This is a genomic window from Lysobacter oryzae DSM 21044 (genome assembly GCF_059568595.1).
Genome location: NZ_JCANTQ010000014.1, coordinates 70,187 through 88,264 on the forward strand (window position 1 = coordinate 70,187; position 18,078 = coordinate 88,264).

15 protein-coding genes are annotated in these 18,078 nt (G+C 69.4%); 9 read left to right on the forward strand and 6 right to left on the reverse strand.

Going from position 1 to position 18,078, the window contains the following annotated elements; translation table 11 throughout:
* Nucleotides 1-9: 9 nt before the first annotated feature.
* Together BP05_RS14235 and BP05_RS14240 are read right to left on the reverse strand one after the other, a co-directional pair.
* Nucleotides 10-1,578 carry an aldehyde dehydrogenase family protein gene (locus tag BP05_RS14235; RefSeq protein WP_496364600.1) on the reverse strand — a complete coding sequence of 523 codons (1,569 nt, stop codon included), beginning with the start codon at nt 1,576-1,578 and terminating at the stop codon, nt 10-12.
* Between the two features lie 28 nt (nt 1,579-1,606).
* Nucleotides 1,607-2,947, reverse strand: a complete 1,341-nt coding sequence (locus BP05_RS14240) for an aminotransferase family protein (RefSeq protein ID WP_496364602.1) — start codon at nt 2,945-2,947, stop codon at nt 1,607-1,609.
* A gap of 171 nt (nt 2,948-3,118) precedes the next feature.
* On the opposite strand from BP05_RS14240, the gene BP05_RS14245 reads away from it, so the two are divergent.
* The 4 genes from BP05_RS14245 to BP05_RS14260 all read left to right on the forward strand — a co-directional run bounded on the left by BP05_RS14245 (nt 3,119) and on the right by BP05_RS14260 (nt 9,902).
* The gene (locus tag BP05_RS14245) at nt 3,119-3,934 is read left to right on the forward strand and encodes an IclR family transcriptional regulator domain-containing protein (RefSeq protein WP_496364604.1); all 816 of its coding nucleotides are present in this window, start codon (nt 3,119-3,121) and stop codon (nt 3,932-3,934) included.
* A gap of 8 nt (nt 3,935-3,942) precedes the next feature.
* Entirely contained in the window at nt 3,943-5,124 is a 1,182-nt protein-coding gene (pcaF, locus tag BP05_RS14250; RefSeq protein ID WP_496364979.1) for a 3-oxoadipyl-CoA thiolase, read from the forward strand.
* A gap of 123 nt (nt 5,125-5,247) precedes the next feature.
* The gene (locus BP05_RS14255) at nt 5,248-7,284 is read left to right on the forward strand and encodes a tetratricopeptide repeat-containing sulfotransferase family protein (protein ID WP_496364606.1); all 2,037 of its coding nucleotides are present in this window, start codon (nt 5,248-5,250) and stop codon (nt 7,282-7,284) included.
* 83 nt (nt 7,285-7,367) lie between these two features.
* On the forward strand, nt 7,368-9,902 hold the full coding sequence (locus BP05_RS14260; RefSeq protein ID WP_496364608.1) for a TonB-dependent receptor: 2,535 nt from the start codon (nt 7,368-7,370) through the stop codon (nt 9,900-9,902).
* A 60-nt stretch (nt 9,903-9,962) separates the two neighbouring features.
* Here BP05_RS14260 and BP05_RS14265 read toward each other — a convergent pair whose 3' ends face one another.
* The gene (locus BP05_RS14265) at nt 9,963-10,907 is read right to left on the reverse strand and encodes a DMT family transporter (protein ID WP_496364610.1); all 945 of its coding nucleotides are present in this window, start codon (nt 10,905-10,907) and stop codon (nt 9,963-9,965) included.
* An 84-nt stretch (nt 10,908-10,991) separates the two neighbouring features.
* On the opposite strand from BP05_RS14265, the gene BP05_RS14270 reads away from it, so the two are divergent.
* Nucleotides 10,992-11,885, forward strand: coding sequence for a DUF2785 domain-containing protein (locus tag BP05_RS14270; RefSeq protein ID WP_496364612.1), 894 nt, complete (start codon nt 10,992-10,994; stop codon nt 11,883-11,885).
* Nucleotides 11,886-11,967: 82 nt separating this feature from the next.
* Nucleotides 11,968-12,321, forward strand: coding sequence for a TfoX/Sxy family protein (locus tag BP05_RS14275; RefSeq protein WP_496364614.1), 354 nt, complete (start codon nt 11,968-11,970; stop codon nt 12,319-12,321).
* A 13-nt stretch (nt 12,322-12,334) separates the two neighbouring features.
* Here BP05_RS14275 and BP05_RS14280 read toward each other — a convergent pair whose 3' ends face one another.
* A complete protein-coding gene (locus BP05_RS14280; RefSeq protein WP_496364616.1) occupies nt 12,335-13,231 on the reverse strand; it encodes a LysR substrate-binding domain-containing protein in 897 nt (298 codons plus the stop codon).
* 162 nt (nt 13,232-13,393) lie between these two features.
* Here BP05_RS14280 and BP05_RS14285 point away from each other — a divergent pair, with 162 nt between their 5' ends.
* The 3 genes from BP05_RS14285 to BP05_RS14295 are packed head-to-tail and all read left to right on the forward strand — an operon-like array spanning nt 13,394 to nt 15,030.
* Nucleotides 13,394-13,789, forward strand: a complete 396-nt coding sequence (locus BP05_RS14285) for a cupin domain-containing protein (protein ID WP_496364618.1) — start codon at nt 13,394-13,396, stop codon at nt 13,787-13,789.
* Nucleotides 13,790-13,793: 4 nt separating this feature from the next.
* Nucleotides 13,794-14,693 (forward strand): DMT family transporter, encoded by a 900-nt coding sequence (locus BP05_RS14290; RefSeq protein WP_496364620.1) that lies wholly within the window; start codon nt 13,794-13,796, stop codon nt 14,691-14,693.
* Between the two features lie 31 nt (nt 14,694-14,724).
* Nucleotides 14,725-15,030 carry an antibiotic biosynthesis monooxygenase family protein gene (locus BP05_RS14295; RefSeq protein ID WP_496364622.1) on the forward strand — a complete coding sequence of 102 codons (306 nt, stop codon included), beginning with the start codon at nt 14,725-14,727 and terminating at the stop codon, nt 15,028-15,030.
* 139 nt (nt 15,031-15,169) lie between these two features.
* Here BP05_RS14295 and BP05_RS14300 read toward each other — a convergent pair whose 3' ends face one another.
* Nucleotides 15,170-16,024: a DUF72 domain-containing protein gene (locus tag BP05_RS14300; RefSeq protein ID WP_496364624.1), complete on the reverse strand. Its 855-nt coding sequence runs from the start codon at nt 16,022-16,024 to the stop codon at nt 15,170-15,172.
* Nucleotides 16,025-16,148: 124 nt separating this feature from the next.
* Nucleotides 16,149-17,984, reverse strand: a complete 1,836-nt coding sequence (locus BP05_RS14305; protein ID WP_496364626.1) for a DUF885 domain-containing protein — start codon at nt 17,982-17,984, stop codon at nt 16,149-16,151.
* Between the last annotated feature and the right edge of the window lie 94 nt (nt 17,985-18,078).

The window sequence follows — 18,078 nt, forward strand, 5'->3', positions numbered from 1 at the left end:
TGCACGCGCCTACTCCACCACCGTGCGCGACTGCTCGCGCAGGTACTGCTGCAGGTAGTAGAACGATGCGATCGCCTTGCCGGTCGAGCCCGATCCCTTCCAGCCGCCGAACGGCTGGTAGCCCGGCCAGGCGCCGGTGGTCGCGCCCTGCGGGCGGTTGGCGTAGGTGACGCCGGCTTCGATGTTGTCCTGGAACCATGGCACCTCGTCCGCCGCGCCATAGAAGCCGGCGGTGAGGCCCATGTCGGTGTCGTTGGCCCAGCGCATCGCCTCGTCGCGATCGCGGTAGCGGTGCAGCATCACGATCGGCAGGAACATCTCCTGCTTCCACAGCGGATGGTCGATATCGGCTTCGGCCAGCACCGGCTCCACGTAGTAGCCGCGCGCCGCCCCGGCATCGCGCAACTGCCTGCCGCCGCGCAGCAGCCTGGCGCCGCCGGCCTGGAGGTGGTGCACGTAGCGGGCGTAGTTCTCGTACGCCGACGCGTTCACCACCGGGCCGAGCCAATGCTCGCGCCGGCGCGCGTCGCCGATGTCGATCGCGTCGATCTGCTGGTTTAGTTTCTCGATCAGCGCGTCGGCGACGGATTCGTGGACGTACAGCCGCGACAGCGCCGAGCACTTCTGCCCGCCCATGCCGAACGCCGAGCGCGCGATGCCCGCGGCGGCGCGGTCGAGGTCGGCGTGTTCGGTGACGATGCACGGATTCTTGCCGCCCATCTCGGCGATGCACGGGCGCGGATAGGCGCCGCCCGCCATCTGCTGCAGCAGGTTGCGCCCGACCGGCACCGAACCGGTGAAGGTGATGCCCGCCGTCAGCGGATGCTGGGCCAGCGCTTCGCCCGCTTCGCGACCCGCGCCCGACAGGTAGTTGAACGTGCCCTTGGGGAAGCCGGCGTCGCGCAGCACTTCGGCCAGCAGGCGCCCCGACCACGGGGTGTCGGTCGCCGACTTGAACACGACCGTGTTGCCCGTGACCAGCGCCGCCGCGACCGGTCCGCCGGCGAGCGCGAACGGGAAATTGAACGGCGCGATCACCACCCACGCGCCGTACGGGCGCATCACGCTGCGGTTGCGCGAGACCACGCCGTCGATCGGATCGTTCGGCAGCGGATGCTCGAAGCCGTGGTGCTGCTCGAAGTCATCGGCGTAGTGGTGGAAGAAGTCGACGGTTTCCTGCGCTTCGCCGAGCGCTTCCATGCGGTTCTTGCCGACTTCCAGGGTCAGCGCGGCGGCGATCTCGTAGACGCGCTGCTGCATCAGGTCGCCGGCCTTGCGCAGCAGCGCCGCGCGTTCGGCGACGGGTCGCGCGCGCCAGGAAGGATAGGCGGCATGCGCGGCGCGCATGGCGGCGTCCACGTCGTGCGCATCGGCGAGCGGGAATTCGCCGAGCACCAGCTGCGTATCGATCGGGCTGCGCTTGTGCGCCCATGCCGCGGGTTCGCGGTCGGCGCCATCGAGGAACAGCGGATGGCGCTGGCCGAACCCCGCCTCGAGCCTGGCCAGCGCAGCCTCGAACTGCGCATGCATCTCCGCGGGCGGGTTGAACATCGTTGCGTAGGTCAGCCGGAACGTCATCGCACGCCTCCATTCGCTGCGGGCAGGATCAATCGGGGAAGAAGCGGGTAAGCAGCCGGTCGAGCAGGGCGAGCGCGTCGGCGAGGTCCTGCTCGCTGATCACCAGCGGCGGCGCCAGCAGGATCAGGTTGCCGCGCGTGGCCAGCGACACGCCTTCGGCCATCGCCGCATCCACCAGCGCCTTGAGTGGAGCGGAGGTCTGCGGCCAGGGCACGTGCATCGCGCGGGTGACCGGGTTGGCGACGAGCTCGACCACCGCGAACAGGCCATGCCCGCCGCGCACGTCGCCGATCACCGCGTGCCGCCGCTGCAACTGCCGCAGCTGCGCATGCAGCGCGGCGCCCAGCGCGCGCGAGCGTTCGATCAGTCCCTCGTCGGCGTACGCCTGCAGCGCGGCCAGGCCTGCGGCGCAGGCGAGGGGATGGCCGCAGTAGGTCAGCCCCGCGTACAGCATTTCGTGCTCGAGGCACTCGGCGACGTCGTGGCTGAGCACGACCGCGCCCAGTGGTACCGCCGCGCCGGTGAGGCCCTTCGCCAAGGTCATGATGTCGGGACGCCCGGCGTCGCCATGGCGCTGCCAGGCGAACCACGCGCCGCAGCGGCCGAACGCGCTCATGACCTCGTCGGCAATGAGCCACACGCCGCGGTCCGCGGTGTGGCGACGCAGCGTCGGCCAGTAGTTGTCGGGCGGGACGATGCCGTTGGTGCCGGCATTGGGTTCCATCAGCACCGCGGCGACGTTGCCGGCGCCGAGGCGGTCGATGTGGTCGGACACCGCATCCGCGGCGAGCTTGCCGCACTCCTCGGCATCGCGGCTGTTGAACGGGCAGCGGTAGGCATATGGCGCGGCGACGTGGTGGACGCCGAGCGCCGCCGGATCCACCTGGCTGCGGGTGCGCGAATCACCGGAGAGCGCCATCGCCATGTGGGTCGCGCCGTGGTACGAGCGGTCCCGCGCGATGATCGCGCCGCGTGGCTTGCGTGCGGCCTGGCGCGCGATCTTCACCGCGTTCTCGTTGGCGTCGGCGCCGCCCAGGGTGAAGAACACCCGGCCGCCTTCGAATCCCGCGCGTTCCAGCAACGCCTGCGCCAGTTCCGCACGCGGCTGCGCGCCCCACGCGTTGGTGACGAAGCACAGCCGTTGCGCCTGATCGCGGATCGCTGCCACCAGGCGCGGATGCTGGTGGCCGAGGTTGCTGCACTCGGCCAGGCTGCTCATGTCGAGGATGCTGCGGCCGTCGGCCAGGTGCAGGCGGGCGCCTTCGCCGCCGACCACGGTGGGCGCGTCCCAGTCGGCCTGGACCGACCAGCTGTGCAGGACGGAGTCGCGCTCCGCCGGCAACACGAACGCATCCCCCGATCGCCCCATGGCCGCTCCCGACTGGATTTGCAAGGCACTTCGTGCGCAATGCGCACACGATGTGCGTATTGCGCACCATGCTATGAACGCCTAATCTCGCCGTCAACTCGCATCCGGCGCGCATTCAGTCGCAGGCGCCGATGCCCTCGGGGGCGAAGAACGGGGCGCCAGGTCGAACGCATGGCTAAGAGATCCGCGGACAGCGAACGCTTCGAAGACAGCCGCGACTACGTGCAGTCCATGGCGCGCGGGCTGGCGGTGCTCACCGCCTTCGACCGCGACCATTTCCGCCTCTCCCTGGGCGAGATCGCCACCCGCGCCGACCTGTCGCGCGCTGCGGCGCGGCGGCTGATCCTCACCCTGCAGCACCTGGGCTACGTGCGCGAAGTCGGCCGCAGCTACGTGCTCGGCCCGCGCGTGCTCGAACTCGGCTTCGGCTACCTGGGTTCGCTCAACCTCACCGATCTCGCCCAGCCGCTGATGGAAGACCTGGCGCGGCAGGTGAACCAGAGCAGTTCGATGGCGGTGCTCGACGGCCAGTCGATCGTTTACGTGCTGCGCGTGCCCGGGCAACGGGTGATGAGCGTGACCCTGGGCATCGGCGCGCGCCTGCCGGCGTTCTGCGCCGCGATGGGGCGGGTGCTGCTGTCGGGGCTTACCGCGCCGGAGTTCGAGGCGTGGATCGGCTCGTGCGCACCGGCGCGACTGACGCCGCATACCGTGACCGATCCGCAACGCCTGCGCCGCATCGTCGAAGACGTGCGCGGTCAGGGCTACGCCTACGTGGAACAGGAACTGGAAATGGGCCTGTGCTCCATCGCGGTGCCGATCCGCAATGGCGAGGGCCGCGTCGCCACCGCCATCAACGTCAGCATGCCGTACCAGCCGGATGCGGCGCGGCACGCACTCACCACGATCCTGCCGCCGCTGCAGCAGACTGCGGCCGCGATCGAGAGCTGCCTGCCCGCCGCGCGCCTGGCCCCGGTTACCGCATGAACCCAGGCGTGCGGCCGGTGTATCTCTGCGACGGGATACGCACGCCGTTCGGGCGCCATCGCGGCGGACTGTCCATGGTGCGAACCGATGACCTGGCGGCATTGCCACTGCGCCAGCTGCTCGAGCGCAATCCCGGTCTCGACGCCGCGGCGATCGATGAAGTGATCCTGGGCTGCGCCAACCAGGCCGGCGAGGACAACCGCAACGTCGCGCGCATGGCCGCGCTGCTGGCGGGACTGCCGGTATCGGTGCCCGCGATGACGGTGAACCGCCTGTGCGCATCGGGACTGGAAGCGGTCGGACAGGCCGCGCGCGCGATCGCGCTCGGCGAAGCGGAGGTGGCGCTGGCGGGTGGCGTGGAGGGCATGTCGCGCGCGCCGTACGTGCTGGGCAAGGCGGACGCGCCGTTCGACCGCGGGCAACAGCTGGAGGACAGCACGCTCGGCTGGCGCTTCGTCAATCCGCGCATGCGCGCGGCCCATGGCGTCGATTCCATGAGCCAGACCGCGGAGAACCTGGCGCGGGAACACCGCATCGGCCGCGCCGACCAGGATGCGTTCGCGCTGCGCTCGCAACAGCGGGCCGCGGCCGCGATCGCTTCGGGCCGGTTCGGCGCAGAAATCATGGCGGTCGCGACCTGCGCGACCGACGAACAGCCGCGCGCCGACACCACCATGGAAAAGTTGGCGACCCTGGCGCCGCTGCTCGGCGACGGCACCAGCATCACCGCCGGCAACGCCTCCGGCATCAACGACGGCGCCTGCGCGCTGCTGCTTGCGTCCGCCGAGGCCGTCGCACGCTGGCAACTGCAGCCGCGCGCGCGCGTGCTCGGCATGGCCGCGGCCGGCGTGGCGCCGCGCACGATGGGCCTGGGCCCGGTGCCCGCCATCGACCGGCTGCTGTCGCGCCTGGGCTTGGCGCTGGACGACTTCGATGCGGTCGAGATCAACGAGGCCTTCGCCGCGCAGGTGCTGGCGGTCACGCGCGCGCTCGGCCTCGCCGACGCCGCCGCGCACGTCAACCGCAACGGCGGCGCCATCGCCCTGGGCCACCCGCTCGGCGCGAGCGGTGCGCGACTGGCGTTGACGGCGATGCACGAGCTGGATGGATGCGGGCGCCGGCGCGCGCTGCTGGCCATGTGCGTCGGTGTCGGCCAGGGCGTGGCGCTGGCGCTGGAGACGGTGCGATGACGCGCGGATCGCATCCAGGCGGCGAATGCCGCTGGCGGCGCATCGCGGGATTTGGGATGCTTCGGGACAGGTTCGGCAAAACTGCATGGCGCCGTCCGGATGGATCCTGAGCGAGGAGGTTGGATGTCGACGAGTCCGCAGCCCGAGCCAACAGCGCCCCTCGAACAGGCGCTGGCGCATGCATCGCGGCTGCTCGACGTCGATCCCGCCCTCGCCAGTGCACAGGCCAGCGAGATCCTGCGCGTCGTGCCGGATCATCCGGTGGCGCGGCTGCTGCTGGCCACCGCGCACAACGCGCGCGGCCACTCGCAGGAGGCGGCGGACATCCTGCTCGCGCTCGCAGAAGCGCAGCCGAAGTCGGCGCGGATCCAACTGGAACTGGGCATCGCGCTCGGCCGCATGGGCCGCGGCGACGAAGCCCTGGCCGCGCTGCGTCGCGCTGTCGCGCTGAAGCCGGAGCTGCCCACCGCCTGGCTCGCCCTCGGCGACCATCTGACCGCAACCGGTGACACCGCCGCGGCCGACGCCGCCTACGCCAATCACGTACGCCATTCGGTCCGCGATCCGGCGCTGCTGAAGGCTGCCGCGGCGCTGGCCGACAACCGCATCCCCGAGGCCGAGCTGCTGCTGCGCGAACACCTGCGGCGGATGCCGACCGACGTCGCGGCGATCCGCATGTTCGCCGAGCTCGCCGCCCGACTGGGCCGGCACGAGGACGCGGAGAACCTATTGGCCCGCTGCCTGGAGCTCGCGCCCGGCTTCCACGCCGCGCGGCAGAACTACGCGCTCATGCTGCACCGGGCCAACAAGCCCGAAGCGGCGCTGGCCCAGATCGAACGCCTGCTCGCCGCCGATCCGTCCAACCTGGGCTACCGCAACCTCAAGGCCGTGGTCCTGTGCCGCATCGGCGACTACGTGCCGGCGATCGCGATCTACGACGAGTTGCTGTCCAGCTATCCGCTCAATCCGAAGGTATGGATGAGCTTCGGCCATGCGCTCAAGACCGCCGGGCAGACCGAGCGCGCCATCGCCGCCTACCGTCGCAGCATCGAGATGGATCCCGCGCTGGGCGAAGCCTGGTGGAGCCTGGCCAACCTCAAGACCTTCCGCTTCAGCGAGGACGACGTGCGCGCGATGCGGCAACAGCTGCTGCGCCCCGACCTCGCCGACGAGCACCGCCTGCACCTCGAGTTCGCGCTGGGCAAGGCGCGCGAAGACGCCGCCGACCATGCGGAGTCCTTCGGCCATTACGAGCGCGGCAATGCGATCCGCCGCGGCCAGCTGCGCTACAGCGCCGACGAAACCTCCGCGCGCGTGCGGCACATCCGCCGCCAGTACACCGGCGAGTTCTTCGCACAACGCGCCGGCGCCGGCAGCCCGGCGCGCGATCCGATCTTCATCGTGGGCCTGCCGCGCTCCGGCTCGACCCTGCTCGAACAGATCCTGTCCAGCCACAGCCGGATCGAAGGCACGATGGAGCTGCCGGAGATCACCTCCATCACCCGCGCGCTGCGCGCGCAGGGCGGGGGCCATGGCATGCCGTACCACGACGTGGTCGCCGCGCTGGACGCGGACGGGCTGCGTGCCCTGGGCGAGCAATACCTGGCGCACACGCGGATCCAGCGCAAGACCGATGCACCGTTGTTCATCGACAAGATGCCGAACAACTTCATGCACATCGGCCTGATCCACCTGATGCTGCCCAACGCGCGCATCATCGATGCGCGCCGGCATCCGCTGGCGTGCTGCTTCTCGGGCTTCAAGCAGCACTTCGCCCGCGGCCAGAGTTTCAGCTACAGCCTCGACGACATCGGGCGCTACTACCGCGACTACGTCGAGCTCATGGCGCATTTCGATGCGGCCCTGCCCGGGCGCATCCATCGGGTCGTCTACGAGCGCATGGTCGAGGACACCGAAGGCGAGGTGCGGCGCCTGCTGGACTATTGCGGGCTGCCGTTCGAGCCGCAGTGCCTGCGCTTCTTCGAGAACGAACGGCCCGTGCGCACCGCCAGCTCGGAGCAGGTGCGCCAGCCGATCTACCGCGAGGGCGTCGACCACTGGCGCCATTTCGAACCGTGGCTCGGGCCGCTCAAGGCGGCGCTGGGGCCGGTGCTCGACGCCTATCCCGCCGAACCGGAATTTGCCGAACGGCCGGACTGAGACCGGAAATCGCAACAGCAGTCCGCATTGCAAGACGAAGTCGCAAGTCGAATGACTCATAACCAGAACGGGGAGGGAAGTCGATGTACCGATCGAGAAAACCTGTGGGACCCACCGGTGCACGCCGCGCCCTGAGCCGCTTGCCGTTGACCGCGGCGATCTGGCTCGCGGTCAGTGGCGTCGCATACGCGCAGGATGCCGCGCCGCCGGCGACCAGCGACCAGCAGCCGGAGCAGACGACGACGCAACCCGCGGCGCCGGCTCCGAACAGGACGGCCACGCTGGAGGCGGTCACGGTGACCGCGCAGAAGCGCACCGAAAACCTGCAGAAGGTGCCGATCAGCATCCAGGTGCTGGGCACCGAGCAGCTGGAAGAGCTCAACGTCAGCGACTTCGACGACTACGTGAAGTTCCTGCCCAGCGTGTCCTATACCAGCGGCGGCCCTGGCTTCGCGCAGGTGTACATGCGCGGCGTGGCCAGCGGCGGCGACGGCAACCATTCCGGGCCGCTGCCGAGCGTGGGCATCTACCTCGACGAGCAGCCGGTCACGACGATCCAGGGCGCGCTCGACATCCACATGTACGACATCGCGCGCGTGGAAGTGCTGTCGGGCCCGCAGGGCACCCTGTACGGCGCCAGCGCCCAAGCCGGTGCCTTGCGCATCATCACCAACAAGCCCGATCCCGGTGGCTTCGAGGCGGGCTACAGCCTGGAGGCGAACAGCGTCAGCCACGGCGGCATGGGCTACTCGGCCGAGGGCTTCCTCAACGCGCCGCTCAGCGACAGTGCGGCGATCCGCCTGGTCGGCTGGCACCAGCACGACGCCGGTTTCATCGACAACAAGGCCGGCGAGCGCACCTTCCCGAGCTCCGGCATCACCATCAGCAACGCCCGCGACTGCGTGCCGGGCCCGTCCTTCGAATGCCATGGCCGCGCGAAGGACGACTACAACGACATGGACACGACCGGCGCCCGCCTGGCGCTGAAGGTCGACCTCGGCGACAACTGGAGCATCACGCCCGGGCTGATGGGCCAGCGCCAGGTCGAGAACGGCGTCTTCTACACCGATCCGCAAGTGGGCGAGCACGCGGTCACCCACTTCTACCCTGAAAAGTCCGAGGACACCTGGTGGCAGGCCGCGCTCACCGTCGAAGGCAAGATCGGCAACTTCGACCTGACCTACGCATTCGCGCACCTCAAGCGCGACACCGACGTGGACTCGGACTACAACGACTATTCGTTCTGGTACGACACGCTGTACAGCTACGGCGCGTACATCACCGATGACGGCGGCAACCTGATCAACCCGTCGCAGTACATCGTGGGCAAGGACCGCTACAAGAAGGACAGCCACGAACTGCGCCTGGCCTCGTCCTCCGACAACCGCCTGCGCTTCGTCGCCGGCCTGTTCTGGCAGACCCAGAAGCACGACATCGAGCAGCGCTACAAGATCGACAACTTCTCCAGCGACCTGTCGATCCACAACTGGCCCGACACGCTGTGGCTGACCAAGCAGGAGCGCGAGGACCATGACGAGGCGGTCTTCGGCGAGCTGTCGTTCGACTTCATCCCGGACGTGCTGACCGGTACCGTCGGCGCCCGCCACTTCCGGGCCGACAACAGCCTGCAGGGCTTCTTCGGCTTCAGCGCGGGCTTCTTCCCCGGCGCCGCCTACGGCGAACAGGTCTGCGTCGACCAGTTCGGGCCGGATCCGGCCAGCTGGGTGCCGTTCAATGGCGCCCCTTGCAAGGTGTTCGACAAGAACGTCAAGGAAACCGGCACCCTCGGCAAGGCCAACCTGACCTGGAACATCACGCCGACCAAGATGATCTACGGCACCTGGTCGGAGGGTTACCGTCCGGGCGGCATCAACCGTCGCGGCACGCTGCCGCCGTACCTCACCGACTACCTGACCAACTACGAGCTGGGCTGGAAGACGAGCTGGGCGGAAAACCGCGTGGTGTTCAACGGTTCGGTGTTCCGCCAGGAGTGGGAGGACTTCCAGTTCGCGATCCTCGGCGCCAACGGCCTGACCGAAATCAAGAACGCCAACCAGGCGCGCATCGACGGCCTGGAAATGGACCTCAACTGGGCCGCGACCTACAACCTGCACATCGGTGCCGGCGCGGCGTTCTACGACGCCAAGCTGACGGAGAACTACTGCGGCTTCACCGACGCGAACGGCAACCCCGTGACCGACTGCGCGGACCCCGAGGCGCCCAACGGCACGCAGCTGCCGGTGACGCCGAAGTTCAAGGGCACGCTGACGGCGCGCTACAACTTCAACGTCGGCGCGATGGACGCCTACTGGCAGGTGGCGGGCGTGCATGTCGGCGAGCGCCGTTCCGACCTGCGCATCGCCGAGAACGACCTGTTCGGCAACCTCGATGCGTACAACGTCGCGGACCTGTCGTTCGGCTTCGGCAGGAACAGCTGGAACCTGGACTTCTACGTCAACAACGTGTTCGACGAGGTGGCCGAACTGAACAAGTTCACCCTGTGCTCGGAGTTCGTCTGCGGTGCCTCCGGCGTGGTGCCGGAATACCCGAACGGACAGATCTACACCTCGATCAACCAGCCCCGCACGTTCGGGATCAAGTTCTCGCAGAAGTTCTGATCGCCACGAGTTGCAACACCGCGGCAGCCCGAAAGGGCTGCCGTTTTCTTGCGCGCCCGCCTACTCGGCCGCGCCCTTGCTCTCTGCGGTGCCGAGCAGCTCCGGCTGCAGGCGCTGCGGCTGGCCCAGCAGCGGGTGGATGAAGACCGCCGCCAGGATGATCGCCACGCCGAGGTAGAACTGCCCGCTCAGCTCGCGCTGCTCGCCGAGCAGCAGCACCGCCAGCACGATCGCGTACACGGGCTCCAGGTTCACCGCCAGCTGCTGCGCGAATGCGCTCATGTGGCGCAGCGCCACCAGCGACAGGGTGAACGGCAGCAGCGTGCAGGCCAGCGACAGGGCGAGCAGGAGCAGCAGGTCGCGCGTGCCTGGCACGACCAGCAGGTCGCCGGCGAAGCTCGGGAAGATCATCGGCATCAGCGGGGCCAGTGCGGTGAGCACCAGCGCACCGGCGCCGAGCTCGAGCGCGGTGACGGTGAGCGGATCGCCGTGTTCGACCAGGCGCTTGTTGAGCGAGCCGAAGATCGCGACCAGCAGGGCCGACAACGCCCCGACGGCGATGCCCGCGCGCATGCCATGCGGGACGCCGCCCACCACCAGCACCACGCCGGGCAGCACCAGCACGCCGAGCGCCAGTTCGCGCTTGGAGAAGCGCGTGCCGGTGAGCCACGGCTCGATCATGGCCACGAACACGGTGCCCAGCGCGATGCACGTCGCGCCGACCGAGGCGTTGGACAGCTTGATCGCGCCGTAGAAGGTGAGCCAGTGCAGCGCCACCAGGGCGCCGATCCCGGCATAGGCGAGCATCAGCCGCGGTCGCATCGCCCGCAGGCCGCGCCACACCCGCGGCACCAGCGCCAGCGCGGCGACCACGATAAGCAGGCGCCACCACACCAGCGGCAACGCCGGCAGCGAGATCGCCTTGCCGAGGATGGCGGTGAAGCCCCACAGCACCACGCAGAAGTGGATCTGCAGGAAAGTCTTGCGGGTGTCGCTCGTCGCCATGGTTTGCCGGGACCGCTCGCGGGGGGATGCGTTAGTTTTGCAGAGTCGCGGCGCGAGTGACGTCGTCGGAGAGATAGCGTGCATATGGTCTTGCGCAATCTGCTGGCGCTGTGGCTGTTTCCCGCCGCCTGGGCCGGCGCGGCCTGTCCCCCGGCGGGCCATGACGCCGCCGCGTTGCAGGCGTTGAAGGCGCGCGGCTTCGTGGTGGCGGACACGTCGGAGCGCGAACGTCTGGCGGTGGAGCTGGTCGATTGCCTGGGCGACCCCGATCCCGCGCTGCGCGACGGCATCGGCTTCGAGGCATTGTCCACGTGGATGCGCGGGCAACTTCTGTCCGACGCGACGCTGCCCACCCTGCACGATCGCCTCGTGCCCCTGCTGACCGCGCCGGACCCGCAAGGCTTCCGCAGGCCGTTCGCCGCGCTGGTGCTGTCGGAGATCGCGCGCACCGACCGCATCCGCCCGTGGCTCGATCCCGCACGGCGCGCGCGCCTGGTGGATGCCGCGGCGGCTTACCTGCGGGACGTGCGCGACTACCGCGGCTTCGTCGACGGGGAAGGCTGGCGGCACGGCGTCGCGCACGGCGCCGACTTCGCACTGCAGCTGGTCCTGAATCCCGCGCTCGACGCCGGCCAGCTGGATCAACTGCGCGACGCGGTGGCGGCGCAGGTCGTTCCCGCCCGACCGCATGCCTACGTCCACGGCGAATCGCTGCGCCTGGCGCGGCCCATCCTGTTCATCGCCAAGCGCGGCCCCTACGACGCCGCCGACTGGCAGCGCTGGCTGCAGACCGTCGCCGCGCCCGCGCCGTTGCCCGACTGGAACGCGGCCTTCGCCAGCGAAGCCGGGCTGGCACGGCGCCACGACGTGCTGGCATTCCTCACCGCGCTGTACCTGCTGGTGCAGGAGCAGGATGATGCGCAGGTCCGCGAACGCCTGTTGCCGGGCCTGCGCGCCGCGCTCGAGCAAATGCCATGAACCGCCTTGTTTCCCTCCGTAACCCGGCGACCGTGACTCGCAACAACTGCGTGCCGCCCGCGGTGTGGGAGGCCGCGGCGATATGAGCGAGGCCCTGGTCGAACACCTGCGCGACCTGTTCGAGCCGCTCGGGCCGATCGCGGCGCGGGCGATGTTCGGCGGCTACGGCCTGTATTTCGACGGGATGATCATCGGCGTGATCATCGACGAGGCGCTGTACCTCAAGGCCGACGCACTGACGCAGGGCGCCTTCGAGGCCGCGGGTTGCGCGCCGTTCGTCTACGACATGAAAGGCGCGCCGTTGACCCTGAGCTACTGGTCGCTGCCCGACGAGGCGCTGGATTCGCCGCAGGCGATGCGGCCCTGGGCGGAGCGCGCGATCGCGGCGGCGCGGCGCAAGCCGGCGAAGAAGCCGCGCGCCAAGCGCAAGCCGTAGCGGTCCCTGCCAATCAGGCGTGGGTGTCTTCGCGCGGCTGCGCCAGCAGCCAGTCGACGAACATGCGCGCGGCCGGCTTCAGGCGTTTATGCGCGGGGTACACGATGTAGTAACCCCAGCGCGCCTTCAGCGCGGGTCCGGGCAGGCGCACCAGCACGCCCGCGGCGAGATACGGCGCGACGATCTTGTCGCGCGCCAGCGCGGCGCCCAGGCCGTGCACCGCGGCGTTCAGCGCGGCCGTACTGTCGGTGAAGCGATAGCGCTCTTCCACCGCGGCCCCGTGCACGTCGGCGGCGCGCAGCCAGTCGTGCCAGCCCTGGCGCGCAAGGTCGGACACCAGCGGCAGGCGCGTGATTGCCGAGGCATCGCGCACCGCGTCCACGCCCGGCAACGTCGGCGACGCGACCGGAAACAGGTAGTCGTCCATCAGGTGGTGCGACGTCAGGCCCGGCCAGTGCCCGGGGCCGTGGCGGATGCCGAGGTCCGGCCCGCCCTCGTCGAAACGGGTCAGCGCGACCTCGGTGTCGATCGTGAGCCGCACGTTGGGATGCATTGCGGCGAACTGCGGCAGGCGCGGCTGCAGCCAGGTGTAGGTGAGCGAGTGCAGGGTGGTGATGTGCACGCGGTCGTGCTCGGAACGCGCGATGCGAAGGCTGCGCACGACGCCTTCCATGTCGGCCATCGCGCTTCCGGCCGCGTCGGCGAGTTGGCGGCCTTCGGCGGTGAGCGAGACGCCGCGCGCATGGCGCTGGAACAGGGTCACGCCCAGGCGCGCTTCCAGCTTGCGCACGTGGTGGCTGACCGCGCTGGCGGTGAGATGCAGCTCCTCCGCGGCATGGGCGAAGTTCTGGTGGCGTGCCGCGGATTCGAACGCCGCGAGGGCAGGGAGCAGGTCTGCGCGAAGGGCCATTCCGAGCCTCAAATCTGGCTTGTGTCTGTCGGCGAAAGTATGCGCTTGTGCCGCTTGCGCGTCTGCCGGAAATTGCTCGCAGCCGACCGTCAGGCTCGTGCCTGCCGCCGTCGTGCTCCTCCCCCCTCGGGCGCCGCGCGCCCATCGCCAACGGATAGAGCCATGGGCCGACTGGATGCGATTTCGGTTTCCACCGTGCAAGCCGCGCTGGTGGACGACATTCCCGCCGTGCGCATCGGCGCGGGCTGCACGCGCCGCGACCTGTCCTCCGACGGCAGCGTGCGCGTGTGGGTGGTGGACATGGAGCCGGGCAGCACCTGGCCCTACGTCGACGACCACGACACCGGCGAGCATTACTACGTGATCGAAGGCGAGGTCATCGAAGGCCGCGCGCGCTACGGCGCCGGCACCTACGTGCGCTTCCTGCCGGGCACCAGCCATAGGCCGCGCACGGACGTCGGCGTGCGCCTGATCGGCTTCAACCTCGACCCGTCGGCGATGGTCGCCGCGCGCGAAGCCGCGAGCCGGGCGCATCGCTTCAACTACAGCCAGGGCTGATCGCATGAACACGCTCGCCGCCGACCGACCAGTGTCCGGAGCCCGCACCAACGCCTGGCTGACGCCGGTGGAGCTGGCCGCCCTCGGCGCGATCTGGGGCGCCTCGTTCCTGTTCATGCGCGTCGCCGCGAAGGACTTCGGTGCGATGCCGCTGGTGGAAGTGCGCCTCGGCCTGGGCGCGCTGGTGCTGTTGCCGTTCCTGTGGCGCGCGCGGGCGCAGTTCGCGTCGCCGAAGCTGTGGGGCAAGCTCGGGCTGATCGGCGCGATCAACTCGGCGGTGCCGTTCATGCTGTTCGCGTGGGCCGCGCAACGCGCGCCGGCCGGCGTCGGCGCGATCGCCAACGCCATGACCGTGCTGTTCACCGCGCTGGTCGGCTTCCTGTTCTTCGGCGAGAAGATCGGCGCCAAGCGCGCGGTTGCGCTGTTCACCGGTTTCGCCGGCGTGGTGGTGCTGGCCAGCGGCAAGACCGCCGGCGCCAGCATCGGCTGGGCGGTGGTCGCGGGCAGCGCCGCGTCGTTCCTGTACGGCATCGGCATCAACCTGGTGCGCCGCCATCTCACCGGCCTGCCGCCGGCCGCGGTGGCTTCGGCGACCCTGGGCGCCTCGACCCTGCTCACCCTGCCGTTCGCCGTCGCCACCTGGCCGCAGCACGCGATTCCGCTGCAGTCGTGGCTGTCGGCGGGCATGCTCGGCGTGCTCTGCACCGGCGTCGCCTTCGTCATGTACTACCGCCTGATCGCGCGCATTGGCGCCAGCCGCGCCTCGACCGTGACCTACCTGATCCCGGTGTTCGGCGTGGCGTGGGCGTGGCTGCTGCTTGGCGAGGCCTTAACCTGGACGATGGCAATCTCGGCTGCGCTCATCCTCGGCAGCGTGGCCATGAGCCAGCAACCGTCGCGCTGACCCGCGACCGGCCCTCCCAGGAAGCACGGCCATGATCGCCCGACTCTGGCACGGCACCACCCCACTGGATCGCGCCGACGCCTACGCGACCTTCCTCGGCGACCGGGCGATGCCCGACTACCGCGGCACGCCCGGCAACCTCGGCGCACAGGTCCTGCGCCGCGACGAAGGCGACATCGCGCACTTCGTCACCGTCAGCTACTGGCAGGACGAGGACGCGATCCGCGCCTTCTGCGGCAACGACCTGCTCCAGGCGAAGTACTACCCCGAGGACGAAGGCTTCCTGCTCGAATTGGAGCCGCAGGTCATGCACTACGAAGTGCGCTCGGCCGGGTGATCCGGGCGTTGTAGTCGAGTAGGCGTGGTAGCCCGGGTAAGGCCGCAGGCCGCACCCGGGTGAAGGCGCGGCGCGAAGTTCGTCCCCGGGTGGTCGTGGTCCGCCAGCGCGCTGCGGCGCGTTGTGGCCTGTCGCAGCACTATCCGGTCGCGGCGCCCTGCAACTGCCGGATCAGCGCCATCGCCGCGGCCGGATTGCATTCCTTCGCCGCGCTGATGAAGTAGACATAGACGTCACGGCGTTCGGCCGGCGGCGTGCCGTTGGCGCAGATGTAGGGCAGGTCGTCGGGATGCCGGCCTTGGGCCCACAGCCGCGCGCGCTGCGCCCAATGCCCCAGTTCCTCCGCGGTGTAGCCGCTCTCGACCTCGCTGCGCGAACGCATCAGGCGCGCGTACACGAAATCGGTGGTCAGGTCGGCGAACGAGGGGTACTCGCGCGAGTCGGTGAACACCGTGCCGAGGTTGCGCTCGCGCATCAGCGCGATGAAACGCGCGTCGACGAAGGCCGAGTCGCGCACGTCGAGCACGTGGCGCAGGCGGCGGCCATCGACTTCGGCGGGAAGCAGGTCGAGGAAGGCGGTGAAATCCTCGCGCTCCAGTTTGCGCTCGAACTGCCAGACCACCGGGCCGAGCCGGTCGCCGAGCGAGGCGATGCCGCCGAGGAAGTCGTCGATCTGCCCGCCGGCCTTCGCCAGCACGCGCGACTGCACGATGCGCATCGGCGCCTTGAGCGAAAACACGAAGCCCTCGGGCGTTTCCGATGCCCATTTCGCGTACGTCGCGGGGCGCTGCGCGCCGTAGTAGGTGCCGTTGATCTCGATCGTGCTCAGGTGCCGCGATGCGTATTCGAGCTCGCGCCGCTGGACCAGGCCGGCCGGATAGAAGTTGTTGCGCCAGGGCGCGAAATTCCAGCCGCCGACGCCGACGCGGATGCCGTCGATGGCGGCCACGCTGGAACCGGACCAGTCGTCGGGATGGGCGGGCTTGCGGCTCATGCGGGCCTGATCGGAGAAGGGGCCCGTGAATCGTAATGGCAGGAGGCCTTACCTGACGAAACGGCGAAGGCTCCGGGTACCGGGCAAATGGCGCGCCCCCCGGTCGGGGGCGCGCCACCGGCGGTCACTTGATGGGTTCGTCCAGCATCAGCTCGCGGGCGAAGCGGCCCGGGGGCGAGCCGAACGACAGCAGCTTGTCGTGGTACGCCTTGAGGTTGAACTTGTCACCCTCGCGCTTCTGCACCTCGTTGCGCAGGTCCATGTGCTCGCTGTAGCCGACGAAGTAGGTCGGCAGCTGCGCCGAGGTCAGCGACGCGCGCACCCACTTGCCCGCAGCCTCGCGCTCCTGCTGGAACGTTGTCACCGTCATCAGCTTCATCGCGTCGTCGCGGCTCATGCCATCGACGTGCACGGCCTGGTCGAGGATGGCGTTGGCCATCGCGCGCAGCGCCCACTTGCGCTGGATCAACTGCATCAGCGGGTCGTTGTCCATGTAGCCGGCGTCGGCCATGACCTTCTCGCCGTACATCGCCCAGCCCTCGATGAACGAGCCCGAGCCCAGCACCGCGCGCAGCGTCGACGGGTACTTGTTGGAGTGCCACAGCTGCAGGTAGTGGCCCGGCATCGCTTCGTGGATGCTCAGCTCGTGGATCGAGCGGGTGTTGTATTCGCGCAGGAACGAATCGACCTGCTTGGCATCCCAGTCATCCGGGATCGGCGACACCGCGTAGAACGTATCCAAGCCCTTGTCGAGCGGGCCGGGCGAGTCGCAGTAAGCAACGGCGACGCCGCGTTGGAACTCCGGCATCAGGATGATCTGCACCGGCGAATCCGGCGCGCTGACCAGCTGCTTCTCCTGCACGAACTTCGTCGCCTGCGCGGTGGCCGCCTTGGCGAGGTCGACGACCTTGTCGCGCGCCGGGCGATCGGCGTAGGCCAGTTCGAGTGCCGCTTCGATCGTCTTCTGCTGCTGCTCGTCGCTGGGGGCGTCGGGCATTTCCTTGGGCGCGCTCGGCTTGCCGGCCAGCACCTTGCGCGCGATGTCGTACATCTCGGCGCGGGTCTGCTTGATCGCGGCCTCGGCGCGGGTGCGGATTTCCTGGCGGGTCAGCGGCGAGTTCAGCGCGAACGCCAGCTTCTCGTCGTACAGCTTCTGGCCGATGCGGAAATCGCCCTTGGCGTTGGGCACCAGGGTCTTGTCGAGCCATGCCTGGTTCTCGGCGACGGCCTTCTTCAGTGCCTCGGCCGCGGTCTCCAGGCGCTTGCGATCGTCGCCGCTGAGCTCGCCGGCATGCGTCAGGATCATGTCGTCGACGATGCTGGTGATGCCGGCGTTCTGCTTCTGCACGGTTTCGGCGTGGATCTTCGGCACGCGCGCCAGATCGAGGTTCTCGCGCATCTGCGCGAACAGCGCCGGGATCTTCTCCATGCGCGCGGTGGCGGCCTTCAGGCGCTGCGGCATCGGCGCGAAGTCGCGCGCCATCAGCGTGTACAGCGCGCCGCCGGCGAGGCCGTTGTAGACCTGCGGGTCCCACGCCCAGCTCTGCAGCGTTTCCATCTGCCAGATGTCGTAGCGGATCTGGTTGCGCAGAATGGCGAGGTCGACCTGGTTCTCGCGCGAGAGCTTGGCGGCGTCGAGGGCGTCCACTTCGGTCAGCATCTGCTTGCTGAAATCGACGAACTTCTGCCGGCCGGCCGCGCTCAGGTCCTCGATGCGGTCGTCGAAGTCGTGCTTGCCGGTCTGGGTGGCGCTGACCGGCTGCTGCTCCAGCCAGCCATCGAGCCAGCGCTTGGAGACATCGGCGAATCTGGCGTCGGCTTCGGCCGTGGACGCCTGCGTGCTAGCGGGCGTGGCGGCGGGCGCAGGGGTTTCCTGTTTCTGGCAGGCGGACGTGGCGATCAGCAAGGCGAGGGCGAGAGTGGATGGAGCGACTCTGGAAGCAAGCGGACGCAGGCGCATGGTGGTCTGTACATCTCGGATGGGCGGCACAGCCGCGATTGCCCGAGGATATCGCCATGCCCGTCGCGATGCGCGGGCCGTTGGTTTGCACCAA

What these genes read in the sequence shown, in the direction of transcription:
- BP05_RS14235 (WP_496364600.1), bottom strand. Translation starts at nt 1,578, where the DNA reads ATGACGTTCCGGCTGACCTACGCAACGATGTTCAACCCGCCCGCGGAG.
- BP05_RS14240 (WP_496364602.1), bottom strand. Translation starts at nt 2,947, where the DNA reads ATGGGGCGATCGGGGGATGCGTTCGTGTTGCCGGCGGAGCGCGACTCC.
- BP05_RS14245 (WP_496364604.1), top strand. Translation starts at nt 3,119, where the DNA reads ATGGCTAAGAGATCCGCGGACAGCGAACGCTTCGAAGACAGCCGCGAC.
- BP05_RS14255 (WP_496364606.1), top strand. Translation starts at nt 5,248, where the DNA reads ATGTCGACGAGTCCGCAGCCCGAGCCAACAGCGCCCCTCGAACAGGCG.
- BP05_RS14260 (WP_496364608.1), top strand. Translation starts at nt 7,368, where the DNA reads ATGTACCGATCGAGAAAACCTGTGGGACCCACCGGTGCACGCCGCGCC.
- BP05_RS14265 (WP_496364610.1), bottom strand. Translation starts at nt 10,907, where the DNA reads ATGGCGACGAGCGACACCCGCAAGACTTTCCTGCAGATCCACTTCTGC.
- BP05_RS14270 (WP_496364612.1), top strand. Translation starts at nt 10,992, where the DNA reads ATGGTCTTGCGCAATCTGCTGGCGCTGTGGCTGTTTCCCGCCGCCTGG.
- BP05_RS14275 (WP_496364614.1), top strand. Translation starts at nt 11,968, where the DNA reads ATGAGCGAGGCCCTGGTCGAACACCTGCGCGACCTGTTCGAGCCGCTC.
- BP05_RS14280 (WP_496364616.1), bottom strand. Translation starts at nt 13,231, where the DNA reads ATGGCCCTTCGCGCAGACCTGCTCCCTGCCCTCGCGGCGTTCGAATCC.
- BP05_RS14285 (WP_496364618.1), top strand. Translation starts at nt 13,394, where the DNA reads ATGGGCCGACTGGATGCGATTTCGGTTTCCACCGTGCAAGCCGCGCTG.
- BP05_RS14290 (WP_496364620.1), top strand. Translation starts at nt 13,794, where the DNA reads ATGAACACGCTCGCCGCCGACCGACCAGTGTCCGGAGCCCGCACCAAC.
- BP05_RS14295 (WP_496364622.1), top strand. Translation starts at nt 14,725, where the DNA reads ATGATCGCCCGACTCTGGCACGGCACCACCCCACTGGATCGCGCCGAC.
- BP05_RS14300 (WP_496364624.1), bottom strand. Translation starts at nt 16,024, where the DNA reads ATGAGCCGCAAGCCCGCCCATCCCGACGACTGGTCCGGTTCCAGCGTG.
- BP05_RS14305 (WP_496364626.1), bottom strand. Translation starts at nt 17,984, where the DNA reads ATGCGCCTGCGTCCGCTTGCTTCCAGAGTCGCTCCATCCACTCTCGCC.